Genomic DNA, 16,637 nt, shown 5'->3' on the forward strand with positions numbered 1-16,637 from the left:
CTTGCGCCCCAAAAGCGTGGTCTATTTACCTGAAAATGGCTGTAAATGCTCAACACAAGGGTACGATAGGTTGAAATAACGCGCTTCTCAATGGTTAAGCTCAAAAAACTTAAAATTCGTAGGTTGGGTTGAGGAACGTAGCAAGCTAGCCGTAGGCTAACCCAACATGGACGGGGCTTTGTTGGGTTACCCTGCGGGTTCTCCGAAGGAGTACGCAGAGGCCTCAACCCAACCTACGATTTTCCTTAACCGAGCAGTATTGCTACTTCATCCACTTCATCTAACTAGCAACTTACGTTATTAATTTTTGCGAGTCGATACAATCGCATTGTGAGTCGATACAATCGCATTGCGAGTCGATACAATCGCATTGCGAGTCGATACAATCGCATTGCGAGTCGATACAGCTAAATATCAGCTAAATAGATGTGTTGAGATTAAATACGGAGATTTTTGCCAGTTGTTATCAGGTAAAGCTGGACGCTTAATTGGAATCTCAATGATAAATTCTGCTCCCTTACCTGGGCTAGAGACACACCATAACAAACCGCCGTGTTTTTCAATCACAATCTGATAGCTAATCGACATACCCAAACCTGTCCCTTTACCCGCAGGTTTAGTTGTGAAGAAAGGATCAAACAACCGTTTTTGAACTTCTTCTGGTATTCCCAGTCCATTGTCAGCAATGCGAATTGCAACCCGCTCAGATCCTAGAACCTCCGTGTAAATCCAAATTTTAGGATGCAGAATTGTCGGGGATAGAACAGAAGCTTCCATTGCCTCTTCCAAAGCGTCGATAGCATTACTGAGGATATTCATAAACACTTGGTTCATCTTTCCTGCATAGCACTCAACTAGAGGCAATTTACCATATTCCTTGATAATCTCAATAGGCGGATAATTGTATTTTTTTTTCAGGCGATGATCGATAATCATGAGCGTGCTGTCAATACCCTCATGGATGTCTACGAATTTAACTTCAGCTTCGTCATAGCGAGAAAAGTTGCGGAGAGACTTGACGATTTCACTAATCCGTTCACACCCGACTTCCATTGAAGATAGGACTTTAGGCAGATCTTGACGCAGAAACTCCAGGTCAATTTCCCTTGATTTTTGTTGAATTTCTGGCTTAGAATCAGGAACCTGAGTCTGATAGAGTTGTATTAATTCTAGCAATTCTTGAATATAATTACTAGCATGATGAATATTGGCGTATATAAAATTGACTGGATTGTTAATTTCGTGAGCCACACCTGCTACCAACTGACCCAGTGTAGCTAATTTTTCTCCCTGCACAAGTTTAAGTTGAGTCTGTTCCACCTCATGCAGGGCTTGGGAAAGTTCTTTTGTTCGTTCTGCTACCCGTATTTCCAACTCCTCCGTCAGTTTGTGCAACGCTGCTTGTGCAGCCGTGCGTTCAGCGATTTCCTTTTGTAGAAGTATATTCTGCTTCTCCAGAGCTACACTCATGGTTCGCAACTTCATGTGGATTTGGATACGGGCTAGAACCTCTGCTTGCTGAAATGGCTTGGTAATGTAATCCACAGCACCAAGAGATAATCCCTTGATCTTATCTACTGTGTCGTTCAGAGCAGTCATAAAAATCACCGGGATATCTCTGGTTTTGGGATTTACCTGCAGTCGGCGGCAGGTTTCAAATCCGTTAATTCCCGGCATCATCACATCCAACAAGATTAGATCTGGTGGATCGTATTCGATTTGCTTGATAGCATTTTCCCCACTGGTAGCCACTGCAACTTCAAATCCAGAATCCGTAAGGGCTTCTGAGAGTACCTCTAAATTAGTGGGGGTATCATCAACGATTAAGATTAAATTATTCTCACAGGTCTGGCTCATGTTTACTGTAGGTAGATGACGATAGTAAGATGAATTGACAAGAATTAACCATTAAGTAGCCATCATGAACTGCGTAGACTAGGACATATGAAAAAAGTTCTTATTTCGCTCCTCGCTTGTGCTTAGGGGTTAGGGGTCTTATTTTTAAGTCAGGTAGGCGTGGTAAATAAACCGTACTCGTTAGGGTCGTCATTTGTCATTGGTGCCGCCCTGCGTTGGTGAGGCAGTTCTACGACGAACCGGGTCTTTTGAAGACAAAAAAGCGTCCCCATTTTGTGGAGGCGCTTTTTTGTCTTGCGAAAATTTTGATTACTCCTCATTATTATATATTGCCCTCAACAGAAAGTGGTTGACTATGTGTTGAAGTTAAATCTGGAGAATTTTGCCAGTTGTTATCAGGTAAAACTGGACGTTTAATTGGAATCTCTATGAGAAACTCTGCTCCCTTTCCTGGGCTAGAAATACACCATAATAAACCACCGTGTTGTTCAGTGACAATTTGATAGCTAATAGACATACCCAACCCTGTCCCTTTTCCCGCAGGTTTAGTTGTGAAGAAAGGATCAAACAATCGTTTTTGAACTTCCTCTGATATTCCCAGTCCATTGTCCGCAATGCGAATAGCGACCCGTTCAGATCCCATCAGTTCGGTGTAAATCCAAATTTTCGGATATAAAATTGTCGGAGATAGATGATAAACTTCCATTGCCTCTTCCAAAGCATCAATTGCATTAGTGAGGATATTCATAAACACCTGGTTTATTTTTCCTGCATAGCACTCAACTGGAGGCAAGTTACCATATTCCTTGATAATCTCAATGGGCGGATGCTTGAGTTTTGTTTTCAGGCGATGACCGAGAATCGTCAGCGTACTCTCAATACCCTCGTGAATGTCTACGAATTTAAGTTCAGCTTCGTCATAGCGAGAAAAGTTGCGGAGGGACTGAACTATTTCGCTAATTCGTTTACATCCAACTTCCATTGACGAGAGAACTCTGGGCAAATCTTCACTCAGGAACTCCAGGTCAATTTCCCTTGATTTTTCTTCAATTGCTGGCGTAGAATAGGGAAACTGAGTCTGATAGAGTTGCATGAATTCTAGCAATTCCTGAATATAGTTACTGGCATGAGGAATATTGGCATATATAAAATTGACTGGATTGTTAATTTCATGAGCCACACCCGCTACTAACTGACCCAGTGTTGCTAATTTTTCTCCATGCACAAGTTTAACTTGAGCCTGTTCCACCGCATGGAGAGCTTGGGAGAGTTCTTTAGTTCGTTCTGCGACCCTTACCTCTAACTCCTGTGTCAGCTTTTGCAATGCTGCTTGTGCCGCAATGCGTTCGGCGATTTCTTGTTTGAGAAGTAAATTCTGCTTCTCCAAAGCTACTCTCATGTTTCGCAGCTGCAAATGAATCTGGATACGGGCTAGAACCTCCGCTTGCTGAAATGGCTTGGTAATGTAATCTACAGCACCAAGAGACAGACCTTTGACCTTATCCACCGTATCATTCAGGGCAGTCATAAAAACTATCGGTATATCTCTGGTTGTCGGATTTGTTTTCAGTCGGCGACAGGTTTCAAATCCATTAATTCCCGGCATCATCACATCCAACAAGATTAGATCTGGCGGATCGTATTCGATCTGTCTGATGGCATTTTCTCCACTGGTTGCCACAGCAACTTCAAAGTTAGCCTCCGTCAAGGCTTCTGAAAGTACATCTAAGTTTGTAGGAGTATCATCCACGATCAATATTACATTAGTTTCTGATGTGTACATTATAATTTCTGGATACTGATTGCGGTAAATAGCTAGAAGTTAACAATTATAAATTTAAACTTTATACTAATTCAAATACTTCTCAATAAAACTTTGAATTTTTTCTAATTGAAACCCTTGCGATAATATGTCAAGCTCTTGAGCAAATGGAATAAATTTTTCATCCATTTCTTGTAATTTCGCTGCTTGCTTTTGCAGGGTTTTGATACGTCCTTTTAAAGCCAATTCGTATAATTGAGCTAGTTCCTCTACCGGAGGAGGCACAATTTCTTTTGCAATTAGCAATATTGAGGACTTTTTGTCATAAGTCCATTTCAAATCTAGATGCTTCTGTAACTGTTCTAATAGGTCATGGGCTTGTACAGGCTTGTCAAGGAAGTCGTCACCCCCTGCATCTAGACTCTTGTGCTTGTCAATCTCGAACACACTTGCTGATGAGACAATGATCTTCAGATCGTTGAAATCTGACGATTGTCGTAGAAGCCGTATCATCTCCAATCCATTCATTACCGGCATAGCAATATCAGTAATAATGAGGTCAGGTCTAAATTTGGCAGCCTTTGCTAAACCGTCTTGACCATCCTCTGCCTCTACTAGCTCAAAGCCAATGGTTTCGAGTAGATTAATGAGTACGGAGCGATTTTCCCAACGGTCGTCTACCACCAGGATTTTTCGTTTTTCACCCTGGAAACCAATGATAACTCCTTCTGGGAAAACTTTGGATTTTTCTGCCCATTCTGTTGATTCAGGAATCTCTACATCAAAAGAAAAGAGACTACCATTTCCCAGTTGGCTTTGCACTTCTATCTGGGACTCCATCATGGCAACAATTTTCTGACTGATGGCCAAGCCCAATCCAGTTCCTTCTGAATGCTTTTGAATGTTGCCAACTTGCTCAAACGGTGCAAATATCTTCTCTAACTCCTCACTGGTCATGCCTACACCAGTATCTTTAACTTGGAAGCAAATTTGGTAAATTGAGGGTTGGTGCTGATAACTGCTTTTGATATTCTGAGCTTTAACTGTAAACGTGACTTCACCCTTGTCAGTAAACTTGATAGCATTACCCAGCAAATTAATCAAAACCTGCCGTAACCTTTTTTCATCCATTTGGATACCAACTGGGAGTCGATCATCAGGTTGATAAACAAAGTCGATGCCCTTTTGTTCAGCCTTAATGCGACACATTTCCGCAACGCCCTGGAGAAAGGAAGGAAAATGAAAATTTGTCGGATACAGTTCCATTTTCCGAACTTCGATTTTGGAAAGATCAAGAATATCGTTAATTAAGGTCAGTAGGTGTGAGCCACATTGGTGAATAATGTTGATACCTTTTTGCTGTTTATCGTTCAAGTTTTTTGAGCCTTGGAGGATTTGGGCATAACCTAAAATCCCATTTAGGGGCGTGCGGAGTTCATGACTCATATTGGCGAGGAATTCGCTTTTGGCGTTGTTGGCACTATCAGCTGCTTCTTTGGCTAACTGAAGCTCGGCTGTGCGTTCTTCAACTCTCAGTTCTAACTGCTCAAAGGACTGCTTTAATTGGAATGTCATCTGGTGAAAAGACTCGGACAGAACATCCAGTTCATCTGCATCTTTTGTTTTCAACTGTTGCTTTTGATTTCTATTGGTAACTCCCTGGGCATTTTGGCTCAAACGAATTGACCTTTCGGCATCTGCTTCTGCTAGCTTATGGCATTCATCGAGAATTGGTTTCAACCGAGAATTGAGTTGGCGCACAAACAAAATCACTACCAATGCTAGCACCATGCCAGCACCCAATGCACCTCCGACCGTAATGGATAATGCTGGAACTAACACAACTGACTGTGGTACTACTGCCAGCAACAACCAGCTAGTTCCTTCAATGCGCTGAAATACCCAGTATTTGCCATTTGCTTGCACAAATCCGTCCTGATGGTTTTCAATCTTGGACCAGATATTCCTGAACTCTGGTATGTCCTTGTAGGTTGCCAGTGACTTAGCTTTTTTTGGGTCAGGGGGATATGCTAGCAGATTGCCTTTGGCACTGATAATTGTAAAGTAACCTCCTCCCCAAGTGACTGGTGCTTTGACTTTTTCCCCCAAAGCCGTAACGTTAATATCTAATGCAGCAATGCCAATCATCTGGTTATGATTATCCAAGATCGGACCATTATAAGTAGTTAAAGTCAATCCGTACCACTGATATGGTTCCAGCCAAAAGTTTTCTTTGACTGTCACAGGTAATTTATAGTAGTCTCGTTGAGGATAGTTGTCATCCACATACAAATCCGCATAGCGAAGATGGTTGTATGGGGGTGGTAATTGCTTCCCAGTCTGACCAGAGATGTGTTGATCTACAAAGTAATAAGGCCAATACCATTCGCGGTCTGACACAATTTGGTAGGGATTCTGACCAAAGCCAAGTGCCATTGTGAGGGATGATCTTTTCTGGAAGAGTTCAAACACCAATTGCTTATAAGCTTCTGAATCTTGAATCCCCTGATTGTGCATTGATTTGACCACAGAAGACAAATCCAGCATAGACTGCTGTACTTTGCCCAGTTCTCCCTCAATCAACTTGACTTGTGTGCTGAGATTATTTCGCATTTCATTTTGAGCTCGCTGTTCCAGCGCTTGATAGAAGAAGTAGGACATGCTACCTAAGCCTACGAGAGCGCCACCTAATACATAAAGAAATAATCTTGAGCCAATAGATTTACGTATAATATTGTTCACAGGCGTCAAAGGTATTACCATAGTTCAACTGCTCTTTATTTATTACACATCTTCGGATATAGTTAGATAATTCTTACTTCAACCAAGGCAGTCGGCTACTGTAAACGATACATACCATTAAAAGCCTTTAATAACGGCATAAGCAAGTTCTAACTTCAATACTGCACTGCGTTGCGAAGGTTTTACAAATCAGAATGGCTGCAAACCTAGAAATGTCGTTGTTTATCCTGATCAAAAAGGACTTAACCGAGCGGTATTGGGTCTAACTTGTCATTGAATATTTGCCTTGGTAGCACAGGAGGTTTGAGAAAACCACTTTCCATCAAATAATAAAAATAAACATTCATCAGCTTTGCGTTGAGGCTGGGGCAGACGATAGAAGTACTTGCCAGCCCATTGAGGGTGTTTTGACAGTCAAACGCTTGGGCGCTAACTAAAAACTTTTCTAGATAGGTCATCTGGCTTGGAGAATTCGTTTCGGTAAACAGGGATAAAATTGGATTTAAAGCATTGCCTGAGGAATTATCCAGCTTCAGTAACTGTGTTTGCCAGTCCTGATGTGGCAGTAGTTGAATGGGGTAGCCAAAACTGCGGATATTGCTCACAAGCTGGCTCCAGGGCAATGGGTCAGGGTTGACAATATGGAAGACTTTCCCTATGGATTCTGGCTGCTGTGATAGATGGAAAATCGCTTGACTGGCGTAGTCTATGGGAGTCAAATTGACCCATTGATCCAGATCTGGTGCTGATTTGATTTGAATCATACCTTTGATGATTCTGCACATCAGGTCGTTGGTTTGAGAAACGCCTGTTTGACTATGACCTGATATCATTCCTAGTCTGTAGATAGAAGCAGGAATTCCTCTCGACTGGGCGGACATCACTAGTTTTTCAGCAACCCATTTAGTTTGGGCATAGCCATTGTCAAGGAATTGAGAATAGTCAAGCAGCGTATCTTCTCGGATCACCTGCATCTCGAAATAAGTGGGAGATTGAAATACATCCAATGTAGAAATGAAATGAACAGGGGTGAGTTTCCCCTGACTGGCTAATCTGAGAATCTCCTGGGTTCCTAACACATTGGCAGATCGTAAGGCGTTGTAGGGATACATGAGGTTAACAAATGCCCCTGAGTGATAAATCATGTCCAGTTTGTCAGACAACTCTTTAAACTTTTCGTCAGTTAATCCTAATAAAGGCTGTGATAAATCCCCGATGATCGGAATCACTCTAGAACTTAACGCTCCACTCGAAAGCAGATAACGTTGTAGATTGGCTTGAATTTTTTGCCTAGCATCTTCTGCATGAGAGGCTCGAACTAGGCAATAAATATCTGCTGGAGTTTTGTGCAAAAGTTGATGCAAGAGAAATGCACCTAGGAAACCAGTGGTTCCGGTTAAAAAGATCTGCTCTGGCTGATTTTTAGCTTCCAGAAATGGTACTTGCGGGCAAATTGTTGGGTCTAAAATAGCTTCATACTCCAAGTCTAGGCGAGTAGTTTCCTCAATAGGAGCAGTGGCATCCAAGCTGGGAACAATATCAATGGCTTTGATTAATCCAGCTATTGTTGGCTGCTTCAGAAGGTAGAACAGGGGAATCTCTAATTGTATTGCCTGTTCTATTTGAGCAAGCAGTTGAGCGGTCAATAGAGAATGTCCTCCTAATTCAAAGAAGTTGTCGTAAATTCCGATTTGTTCGACTCCTAAAACCTCTGACCAAATATCAGCCAATTGCTGTTCTAGTATCGTTGAGGGTGCAACATATGCCTCTGTTAAAATGGGTCGTTCTTTCTTGGGTTCTGGAAGCGATCGCCGATCAATCTTCCCATTTGGTGTCAAGGGTAGCTTTTCCATTAACACAAATGTTGATGGCAGCATATAGTCGGGTAACTTTTCTTTCAGGAATGACCGTAGCTGGGGCACTAAGTTAATTTTCTCGTTAACTTTTAAGGGATTATTGGCGTAGGCATTCCAATGCTTAAATTCCAATTCTTTCTCAGGAAGAACAAAAAGATCTGGTTTGTCTGACATCAACAATTGGCGTCGCAGCACTACATCATACTTACCAGGCGTCTTGATTTGAGAGGAAGTAATGTAAACCTTGTAGGGTAAATATTGGGTGATACTCCAGAACTGCTCAGGATGCACCGCAGTTTTTTCCGTCATTTGCAATAGAGCTGCTTTTAACTCTCCTACAGTTTCCGGTTTGTTGGGACTTGCTAACAATTCGGTAGCCTTGAGTTCTGGAAACACCCTGGCATCAAACACATTGCTAATTTTTACAGTTTTTGGCTGGTGCTGTTGCAGGAATTGGCAAATTCCTAGGACCGATAGATTCTCTTGCTCCCAATCCCAGCATAAAAGATCAATATCTTGACAAACCTCTGTTTCTACATGTAAAATGACATCCAAACGAAACCGAATCAGTTCGTTTTGAGAGTTACCCCGCTTGAGTAGGGTTTGAACATGGTTAATTTTAGGTATATAACGCTTCAAAGCTTGGAAAAAGTCTGGGTGAAGGACTAGTTCTCTTTCATGGATAATTTTTTGGCAGATCCGCTGCTGGAGTTGATGACTCGAAAGAGACGCAACCGCCTGATTGAGTTGGATGGCGGTATGAAAAACTTCTAGTAACGGTAAGCTGCGAACGTCACCGATGAAAATCTGCCCCCCTGGTTTGAATAACTTGACAATCTTCTCTATAACCTGTACTAAATAATTAACGCTGGGGAAGTATTGAATGACCGAGTTGATGATCACCGTGTCAAAGCTTTCTGGTTCTAATTCGTCCAGCTCATGGGCAGATCTCTGGGATACCTGGACATGTGACCAATCCTGCTGAAAATCCTTCAATTGCTGCTGAATGTGGTCAATAGCTTCTGAGGACATGTCTAAACCCAAGTAGTGGGTACAGTGAGGGGCAAGGCGAAACAGAAGTATTCCCATCCCACATCCAATATCTAATATACGTTGAGGACGTAAGGCGAGAATGCGCTCTACAGTAAACTTTAACCATTCATGCATCTCATCCGATGGAATAGGGAGATTGGTCGTACTATCATTCCAGCCGCCAATATTGAAAGTGGGATCAGAATCTTCAAAGGATTGATTGTAGTTGGCATTCCACACCCTCTTCCACTCCTGAAGCTGTTCAGTATGGGACTGCTCAATCAGTTTTGTTGATTCCAACTCATCTGTGTGAGTTTTAGGTACAACATATGCCAGTAAGCGCTGATTAAAAGACCTATCTTCTTTAGCAATCACAGCCACTTCTCTTATGGATGGATGCTGGCTAAGGACTGCCTCAATATCTCCTAATTCCACCCGGAAGCCACGGATTTTGACTTGATGATCAATCCGACCAATGAATTCTAGATTACCATCCGGAAGATAACGAGCGGAATCCCCAGTCTTGTAAAGGCGAGATCCGGGTTCATGACTAAAGGGGTTGTGAATGAACCTTTCACCGTTTAACTCCGCACGGTTGAGGTAGCCCCGTGCGACTCCATCACCAGCAATATATACCTCTCCTGGTACACCAACAGGGGCAAGTTTGGGTGAGTCATTCTGGTTTTGTATTGGCTCTTCTAGCAGGTAAATTTGTGTGTTTGCAATGGGACTACCAAGAAATACGGTGTTAGTATCACGCTCTACTTTATAAACCATTGACCAGACAGTGGTTTCCGTCGGTCCGTACATGTTCCACAAAGAGCCACCCTTATCCAACAGTTGATTGGCAAGTGTTTGAGTCATCGCTTCTCCACCACACAGCATTTTCAGGTGCTTATTTCCTTGCCATCCTGTAGCCAGTAAGAGTCGCCAGGTTGCTGGAGTAGCTTGGATGACTGTAGTACCAGATTCGGTGAGAATTTTTGATAATTCTTTACCATCGGCAACTACTTCATGGCTAGCTAAGATGATGCGGGCACCGACAATCAGTGGTAAGAAGAGTTCTAAAACCGCAATATCAAAGGATATTGTCGTGATTGCTAGCAGCGTATCTTCCGCAGTGAGTCCTGGTTCTCGCTGCATAGAAAGTAGTAGGTTGACAACAGAGCGGTGTTTAATCTGCACACCCTTGGGTTTACCTGTAGAACCTGAGGTATAGATTGTATAAGCTAGATTTTCACTAGATACCCCACTATCAATATTTTCTGTGCTGTGAGCAATAATGTTTTGCCAGTCTGTATCTACACACACAACCTGTACATTTTCCAGCCGGGGAAATCGCTCCAGGAGATGCTGTTGAGTCAGCAAAATTGGCAGATGGGAATCTAAAAGCATGAATTCCAAGCGTTCTTGGGGATAGCCAGGATCAAGCGGTATATAAGCTCCACCCGCTTTCAATATACCTAATAGCGCAATCAACATTTCCAGCGATCGCTCTACACAAACCCCTACCAAGGTCTCTGGTTTCACGCCTAGGCTTTTTAGATGGTGTGCCAGTTGATTGGCTTTTTGGTTAAGTTCACGGTAAGTCAGTTGTTGATCTTGAAAAATGACTGCTATAGCATCAGGGGTTTGTGATACTTGGAATTCCACAAGTTGATGAATAGAAACACCTTTATCATCACGTAGCATAATTTTTTCTCTTGAAGCAAATTTTGCACTGGAAATTATCGGCGGATCGTTGTCAAGTAGATTTCCCCCCCCCTTTGTCAAAGGGGGGGTAAATAACTTTTGAAAGTCTCCCGGACTGGAATAGACGCCACTACGGTTTTTGGTCTTATCGTGGGCTAAATGACGTGTATTTACGGAAGTTCAAGATATCACAGGTAGCAAACATGGCTTTTAAAACAAATTTTTGGAGGAGGTAACAGGAATATTTTGTAACGTTTATTCCTGGGACTTCTCGGTTTTAATTCTGTCAAATGTCTGCTAGCCTCGTTTTGACTATCTATAATTTGTTGAAGCCTTTATATAAATTGTCTCCACATCTGTTCGATGTTGCCAAATTTTAATATTTCCCAGAACATGTTTCTCTAAACCTAGTTCGATCATTTGCCTAAACAGAGCTACTATCAACATCAATAATACTCATAAAAGACGACATTAAATCAATATTATCTTATTCGGCAATCTTATTCACCAGCTTCAGTATGACCACGGTATATATGCTAATGTTTAGTGAAACTATAGTGAAGTACAATCTGACAAAAACTAAGTATTTTTTATGACTAATAAGATTGTTTTTATAAAAAACATAAATGCTCTACTAGGAAGCTAAGAACCCTACAAATAGGTATACTTAAAGAATACACCCCCTGGAGAAATCATGAAATGCCTTGATAAATAAGCTGTTAAACTGACAAATTATATATCTAGTGCGATATGGAAGTAGGGAGAGAGTTGGCTGGATTTTGTACCAAAATTCAAATTAAATTGACAAATTATACAAATAAAATATATTAAGACAGCCTGAAAAATATAAACGGTTTATAGACTACACAGAAAAATGCTGATTGAGGACTTAGACCCACAGATAAACACTCTGTTTATACAAGACTTGTAGCTAAGTACAAATTTTCATAAATTGGTAAGTAGGTCGGCTATTGAACCATACAGGCTTCGGTTGTAATGAGTCCTTGGTGCAACCCTGCTCGACTAGGGTTAAGAGGTTTAAAGCAAGTGGCGTCATTGGTAAGGATTTCAGGCATATTTACGTTTTGTAATATAGTTGGCTTTATTCTGACCAACTTACTTAGGGTTGAGGTTTGTAGTTGGGGTAAATAGCGCTAAGGGTTTTACATTAGCACTAAAGCGCAACATGGGCTACGCCAAAAACACTGACAACTTTTTGTAGTCAACTAATCACGGTAAAATCCCACAATCACCCATAAACATCAACTTTCCCTGGTACTGAGTCCCCAGTACGGAGTCCTCACAAAAACAAAATTTCAAATTTTTAGATAGAAAGCAGATTTTTAGCTTAAAGCGGAAGAAGCCCCACACTGTAACGGTACTCCGTTCAGTGTTGGGATGAATTCCGGGCGATGACGAATTGACCAACGAGCAAACTTGAGCAACGCTCAAGGAGCAATGTTAGTCGATGTTAGCGTAGCCTTCGGCGCTCGTAGAGAAGCGGCACGAAGTGCGGAATCGCCTGTCTCTGGGATTGGTAACGAGTCAATGAAGTCTTCAAGTATTTGAGTCATAGTTTTATCTTTCCAAGCCGAATATAAACGAAATTTGTTTAATCTGCGCTCACTAATACGTATTTGCAAATATTTATTTTTCATGGCTGTCACAACATTGTCACTACAAATATGCTAACATAGTTGTAACAAGGAGGTGATTAAAGTGTTGAAAGCGGTTAAGGTTAGACTTTACCCAACAATCGAACAACAGGAAGCGCTAGCCAAATCGTTTGGTTGTGCTAGATGGTATTGGAACTATGCCTTAAATGCTTGCATTCAACACTATGAAGAAACAGGAAAATCATTAAAATTAAGTGTCTATAAGGCTTATCTTCCACAGCTAAAGGTAGAGCATCCTTGGTTAAAAGAGGATTGTTATTCTGCTGTTTTACAGTGCGTAGCAATCAATTTGAACAAGGCTTACACGAACTTCTTTGAGGGTCGAGCTAAGTTTCCCTCTTTTAAATCAAAGCATCACAAACAATCAGTCCAATATCCTCAAAACGTTAAAGTAGTGGGGAAAAGTTTGGAGATTCCCAAGATTGGTGTCGTGAAAGCAGTTTTTCATAGACCAATTGAAGGGAAACTTAAGACTGTCACTATCAGCAAGACTCCTACAGATAAATACTTGGCTTCAATATTGTGTGAAGTTGACGGTGATGTAAGTCAATCAAGTGGTAACAAAATACTAGGTATTGACCTTGGGTTGAAAGACTTTGCTATTGTTCACGATGGTAATGAAGTCACCAAGTATTCAAATCCAAAACACCTGAAACGCCATGAAAAGAATCTAGCTAGGAAGCAGAAAAAATTTGCTCGTAAAGTTAAAGGGAGTAATTCCAGAAACAAATATAAAAAACTAGTAGCCAAGGTTCATGAGAGAGTATCAAATTCCCGTCAAGACTTTTTGCACAAACTGAGCAGGAAGCTGATAGACGAAAGCCAAGTCATCATTGTAGAAAATCTCAATGTTTTGGGAATGGTTCGGAATCGCAAGTTATCAAAATCAATATCTGACGTGGGATGGGGAATGTTTGTTAACTTCTGTGACTACAAGTTGAAACATAAAGAAGGACAACTTGTAGAGATTGGAAGGTTTTTTCCTAGCTCCAAAACCTGTTCATGCTGTGGTCATGTCCTAGAAGAGTTGACGCAAGACATTCGTGAATGGGATTGTCCTAGTTGCGGCACTCATCATGACCGTGATGGTAATGCAGCACTGAACATCAGAAATGAAGGAATTCGGATATTATCTATGGACGGAGGGAACCCCGTTCTTGCTGATGGAGGCTGTGTAAGACCACCTGCTCGCAAGAGTAAGGGGCAACAGTCATTGAAATCAGAAGCCCACACCGTACCCGGTAGGGTCGGTGTTGGGTAGTTCACTAATCAATTCAATATAAAATCTAGAATTTAAAATCCCAAATCAAAATGGCAAACCTAACTCCTAATTCCAGTTTTAGCGTGACACTCCGTTTGGAGATTCCCAACCGTGTGGGGATGTTGGCGTCGGTAACGCAGGCGATCGCCGCTCATGGTGGTAATCTTGGTCAAATCGATTTAATCGAGCAAACTCGCAATGAGTCCACCCGCGATATTAGTGTTGATGCTGCTAGCACCGAACATGCTGAAACCATTGTGCAATCCGTCAAAGCATTACCAGATATTAAGGTGATAAATGTCTATGACCGCACCTTTAATTTGCATCGCGGTGGTAAAATCAGCATTGTCAGCAGAATTACCCTCAAAACTGTGTCCGATTTGGCAATGGCTTATACTCCCGGAGTCGGCAGAATTTGTCATGCGATCGCCCAAAATCCAGAAGAGGTTTATAACTTAACTATCAAGAAAAACACTGTGGCGATTGTTACTGATGGTAGTGCCGTTTTAGGATTGGGAAATTTGGGTGCAGCAGCCGCTCTTCCTGTCATGGAAGGTAAAGCAATGTTATTTAAAGAATTTGCTGGTATTGATGCCTTCCCTATCTGCTTGGCAACTCAAGATACCGATGAAATCGTCCGTACAGTGAAAAATCTCGCACCGGTTTTTGGTGGTGTAAATTTAGAGGATATTGCAGCTCCGCGCTGCTTTGAAATTGAACAGAGACTGCGAGAAGAATTAGATATCCCCGTTTTTCATGATGACCAGCATGGTACAGCGATTGTTACCTTAGCAGCGTTGTTTAACGCCCTGAAGCTAGTAAATAAGTCACTAGCAGACATCCGCATCGTTATCAACGGTGCTGGGGCTGCAGGGATAGCGATCGCCCGCTTATTGCGTAAAGCTGGGGCTGAAAAAATCTGGATTTGCGACTCTAAAGGAATTCTCTCGAGCAGTCGCACCGACTTGACAGCACAAAAGCGGGAATTTGCAGTCAAAGCTCAGGGTACTCTGGCGGGTGCGACCCAAGGAGCAGATGTATTTATCGGTGTGAGCGCACCGGGAGTTTTGACACCAGAAATGGTACAATCGATGGCGAAAGACGCAATTGTGTTTGCAATGGCAAATCCAATTCCCGAAATTCAGCCAGAATTAATCACCAAAGATGTGGCTGTGATTGCTACAGGTCGCAGCGACTACCCAAATCAAATCAATAACGTCTTGGCTTTTCCTGGGGTATTTCGTGGTGCTTTAGATTGTCGGGCAAAGACGATTACTACCACAATGTGTCTGGAAGCCGCAAATGCGATCGCCTGTTTAGTCAAGCCTTCAGACCTGAATCGGGAACATATTATTCCTTCTGTGTTTGATGAGCGCGTGGCTACCTCTGTAGCTGCAGCTGTACAACAAGCAGCCCGTACAGAAGGGATCGCGGCAAGTTAATTAATTACTAAGTAGCCTTCATTCCCGGCGTACACCAGGACAGATGAAAATGGGCATGGGGCATCTGTATTCTACATCGATATTGGTCGAAGTATTATTTTCAGGTCGGCTAATCATGTTGACATACTCCCCGCCCTAAAAGGGCGGAGATTCTGGAGTCAAACAGCAATTGCTGGCATGGCCAGTCTAACATCACCTAACCCAATGGTTGATGCCCCAACCATTTGAATATTTCTCGCGGCGTTTTCATCACGTCCATTAATTGATTGACAAGATGGACAACGCCACTGTCTTATGGATAAATCTAGATTCTCTAAAATATGCCCACAATGAGAACACGTTTTACTAGATGGATACCATTGATCTATATAAACAAGTTGTTTGTTTTTCTTTTTAGTTACCCATGACAATATTTGGATAAATTCTCCAAAAGCTACATCTGATATTTTTCTACCCCAAAGACGTTGCATACCTTTGAGGTTTAGGGTTTCAAAACATAAAACATCAAACTTGTCTGTCAATTCATGAGCTAATTTCCAGAACCAATCACGTCTGCGGTTACAAACATTTTCATGTTGACGAACTAAATTTTTTCTAGCTCTTTCACGATTATTTGACCGTTTTACCTTTTTGGAGTGGTTCTTACTAGCTTTCCTAATAGCATTCAGAGATTGCTTAAGAAATTGTGGAGAATCAATTAAAGTTCCATCAGAGCAAGTTAGAAATGTCTTCAATCCGAAATCAAACCCCGCTATTTTACCAGTCGTTGATTTAATTTCTGGTTTTAATTCATTATTAACTACAATCACCATAAATAACTCACCTAGTGCAGTGCGTTTAATGGTTAATGTTTTGATTTTGCCCTCTACCTCTCTTGATTTCCAAAATTGATAAACTCGATTGGCAATTTTAATTCTATTCCCATTTAAGAGTTTATAACCTGCTTGTTTAAGCGTGAATGATTTGTATTTCTTAACCTTTTTAAAATTCGGTGGTCTGACTCCTTTCTTATTATGTTTAAAAAATAATTGGTAGGCTTTCTCTATGCGTTGACAGATATCTTGCACTGCTTTATAACCTATTGATTGCCAAAATTGATGACGTTTTCTTAATTTGGCAATATGAGACTGGAGTTTTGCACAGTTTAAGTGTTTGCCCCACATGCGATAGTACCGTTTATGTAGGGCAATACAATGGTTATAAATCACCCCTGCGGCGTTGATCATCCGTTTCAGGTGTCTATTCCTTTTGTGTTCGTACAACTTAAACTTTCGTGTAATCATGGCAATATTATATCAAAGTCGCCCTAGAAGGGCG

At 41.6% G+C, this 16,637-nt stretch carries 7 protein-coding genes; 2 read left to right on the top strand and 5 right to left on the bottom strand.

Translation table 11 applies throughout. The features are described from left to right. Positions 1-414: 414 nt before the first annotated feature. The 4 genes from HEQ19_15220 to HEQ19_15235 all read right to left on the bottom strand — a co-directional run bounded on the left by HEQ19_15220 (position 415) and on the right by HEQ19_15235 (position 10,941). Complete coding sequence (locus HEQ19_15220; protein ID WYM00661.1) at positions 415-1,857, bottom strand: response regulator; 1,443 nt, start codon at positions 1,855-1,857, stop codon at positions 415-417. A 322-nt stretch (positions 1,858-2,179) separates the two neighbouring features. Next, positions 2,180-3,640 carry a response regulator gene (locus tag HEQ19_15225; GenBank protein WYM00662.1) on the bottom strand — a complete coding sequence of 487 codons (1,461 nt, stop codon included), beginning with the start codon at positions 3,638-3,640 and terminating at the stop codon, positions 2,180-2,182. A gap of 66 nt (positions 3,641-3,706) precedes the next feature. Next, positions 3,707-6,382, bottom strand: coding sequence for an ATP-binding protein (locus HEQ19_15230; protein WYM00663.1), 2,676 nt, complete (start codon positions 6,380-6,382; stop codon positions 3,707-3,709). A gap of 221 nt (positions 6,383-6,603) precedes the next feature. Beyond that, on the bottom strand, positions 6,604-10,941 hold the full coding sequence (locus HEQ19_15235; protein ID WYM00664.1) for an amino acid adenylation domain-containing protein: 4,338 nt from the start codon (positions 10,939-10,941) through the stop codon (positions 6,604-6,606). A 1,719-nt stretch (positions 10,942-12,660) separates the two neighbouring features. Here HEQ19_15235 and HEQ19_15240 point away from each other — a divergent pair. Next, positions 12,661-13,878, top strand: coding sequence for an RNA-guided endonuclease TnpB family protein (locus HEQ19_15240; GenBank protein WYM00665.1), 1,218 nt, complete (start codon positions 12,661-12,663; stop codon positions 13,876-13,878). A gap of 50 nt (positions 13,879-13,928) precedes the next feature. Continuing rightward, a complete protein-coding gene (locus HEQ19_15245; GenBank protein ID WYM00666.1) occupies positions 13,929-15,320 on the top strand; it encodes a malic enzyme-like NAD(P)-binding protein in 1,392 nt (463 codons plus the stop codon). Between the two features lie 158 nt (positions 15,321-15,478). Here the strand turns inward: HEQ19_15245 and HEQ19_15250 are convergent, their stop codons facing one another. After that, positions 15,479-16,603, bottom strand: a complete 1,125-nt coding sequence (locus tag HEQ19_15250) for a transposase (GenBank protein ID WYM00667.1) — start codon at positions 16,601-16,603, stop codon at positions 15,479-15,481. Positions 16,604-16,637: the final 34 nt, after the last annotated feature.

Origin of the sequence: Gloeotrichia echinulata CP02 (assembly GCA_038087035.1) — a bacterium.
GTDB classification, from domain to species: Bacteria; Cyanobacteriota; Cyanobacteriia; order Cyanobacteriales; family Nostocaceae; genus Gloeotrichia; species Gloeotrichia echinulata.

What these genes read in the sequence shown, in the direction of transcription:
- HEQ19_15220 (WYM00661.1), bottom strand. Translation starts at nt 1,857, where the DNA reads ATGAGCCAGACCTGTGAGAATAATTTAATCTTAATCGTTGATGATACC.
- HEQ19_15225 (WYM00662.1), bottom strand. Translation starts at nt 3,640, where the DNA reads ATGTACACATCAGAAACTAATGTAATATTGATCGTGGATGATACTCCT.
- HEQ19_15230 (WYM00663.1), bottom strand. Translation starts at nt 6,382, where the DNA reads ATGGTAATACCTTTGACGCCTGTGAACAATATTATACGTAAATCTATT.
- HEQ19_15235 (WYM00664.1), bottom strand. Translation starts at nt 10,941, where the DNA reads ATGCTACGTGATGATAAAGGTGTTTCTATTCATCAACTTGTGGAATTC.
- HEQ19_15245 (WYM00666.1), top strand. Translation starts at nt 13,929, where the DNA reads ATGGCAAACCTAACTCCTAATTCCAGTTTTAGCGTGACACTCCGTTTG.
- HEQ19_15250 (WYM00667.1), bottom strand. Translation starts at nt 16,603, where the DNA reads ATGATTACACGAAAGTTTAAGTTGTACGAACACAAAAGGAATAGACAC.